This is a genomic window from Microbispora sp. NPDC046933 (genome assembly GCF_040644635.1).
GTDB lineage: Bacteria > Actinomycetota > Actinomycetes > Streptosporangiales > Streptosporangiaceae > Microbispora.
On the sequence record NZ_JBEYWW010000102.1, the window covers coordinates 1 to 2001 of the forward strand.

Sequence of the window (2001 nt, forward strand, 5' to 3'; positions counted from 1 at the left end):
GCGGATGAGGCCCCAGATGGGGGCGGTGGTCAGGTCGATGGGGTCGTGGTCGGTGACCGCGACGGCGTGGTGGGTGAGTACGAGCAGGCGGGTGTTGTTGAGGCGGTCGTCGGCTAGGTAGGTCTGCAGGGTGTGCAGGGTGTGTTCGAGCACCGCGTGTGCGGCCTCCACCGGGCTGTCGTCGTCGGGGCCGTGGCCGAGGTGGGTGGCGATCGGCAGGACGATGAGGTCGGGCACAGGATCGGCGGTGCTGTCGGCGGCGCTGATGGCGTCGGTGAGGGCGGTCAGGTCCTGGTAGAACGTCGCGGTGACGGTCTGGCGCAGTTCGTCGTGGAGCGTGCGGTCGCCGAGCACCGCCCACGCCTCGCGTGCCGCAGGCCGGAATTCGAGCGGTGACCACTCCACACGGAACAGGCTGTTCTCCGCGGCCGATCCGGAGACCTTGAGCTGCTCGGCGGACACCAGCCTGGCGGTCAGGGTGTCGATCGAGACGACCGGTGTGCCGGTGGGGTCGGCGGCCTGGAGCGACAGCGATCCGGCCTCGCCCAGCCTGACGCGTACCCGCAGGTCGGTGGCGCCGGTGGCGTGCAGCCGTACGCCGCTCCAGGCGAAGGGCAGCCGGTTCTGCCCGTCCGGAACCTCGGCCAGCCCCGCCCACGCCGGCAGATGTACGGCCGCGTCGAGCAGCGCCGGGTGGACGCCGAAGTCCGCCACGCCGGCCCGTTCGTTCTCGGGGAGGGAGACCTCGGCGAACAGTTCGCCGCCGCGCCGCCAGGCGGCGCGCAGTCCCCGGAAGGCCGGGCCGTACGGCAGCCCCGCCTCGGTCAGGGCCTCGTAGACGCTCTCCACGTCGACGGGGGCCGCCTCAGCCGGAGGCCACGCGGTGAGGTCGAAGCCGGGCTCGGTGTCGTCCTTGACCAGTACGGCGGTGGCGTGGCGGGTCCACGCGCCGTGCTCTCCCTCTGGGCGGGAGTACACGTCGAGCGTCGCCTCCCCGTCGGCCTCCGCGCTGTTCACGATCACCTGCACCTGGACCGTACGGCCGGGCTGCAGGATCAGCGGGGTGTGGAGGACGAGTTCGTCGATGGTGGTGTGGCCGGTGTGGTCGGCGGCGTGGAGGGCGAGGTCGAGGTAGGCGGTGCCGGGGAGGATGGGGGTGTCGAAGACGGTGTGGTCGTTGAGCCAGGGGTGGGTGGTCAGGGAGAGGGTGCCGGTGTAGACGGTGGTGTGGTCGTGGGCGAGGGTGAGGGCGGCGCCGAGGAGGGGGTGGGGTGTGGTGGTCAGGCCCAGGTGTGTGGGGTCGGTGGTGGTGCGGGGTGGGGTGAGCCAGAGGTGTTCGTGCTGGAAGGCGTAGGTGGGCAGGTCCACGATGGTGGCCTGGTCGTGGAGGGCGGTCCAGTCGACGGGGGTGCCGTGGGTGTGGGCGTGGGCGGCGGCGGTGACGGCGGTGTGGGGTTCGGGCCGGTCGCGACGGAGCACGGGGACGGCGACGAAGTCCTGTTGGCCGTCGAGGGTGTCGCGGATGAGGGCGGTGAGGACGCCGTCGGGCCCGATCTCGATGAAGGTGGTGATGCCCTGGTCGTGGAGGGTTGTGGTGACGTCGGCGAAGCGGACGGGGTTGCGCAGGTGGCGGGCCCAGTAGGCGGGGTCGATTCCCGAGCTCACGGGCTGCCCGGTCAGGTCGGAGACGTAGCCGATGGCGGGGGGTGCGTAGGTCAGGCCGCTGATCGCCCGCTCGAAGTCTTCCAGGATGGGGTCCATGTGGGGGGAGTGGAAGGCGTGGCTGACGGTCAGGGCCCTGACCTTGTAGCCGTTTACGCGGAAGTGTTCGGTCAGTTCGGTGACGGCTTCGGTGTCGCCGGAGATGACGGTGGAGGTGGGGGTGTTGAGGGCGGCGATGGTGACCCTGCCGTGGTGGCGGGCCAGCTCGGGCGTGATTTCCGCCTCACCTGCGTTGATGGCGGTCATGGCGCCGCTTGGGGGGAGGGTGTGCATGAGGCG

1 protein-coding gene is annotated in these 2001 nt (G+C 71.3%); it reads right to left on the reverse strand.

The window, feature by feature from the left end; all coding sequences use genetic code 11:
- A partial coding sequence (locus ABZ857_RS44070; protein ID WP_357056920.1) for a polyketide synthase dehydratase domain-containing protein occupies positions 1 to 1995 on the reverse strand: 1995 nt, incomplete at its 3' end.
- Positions 1996 to 2001: the final 6 nt, after the last annotated feature.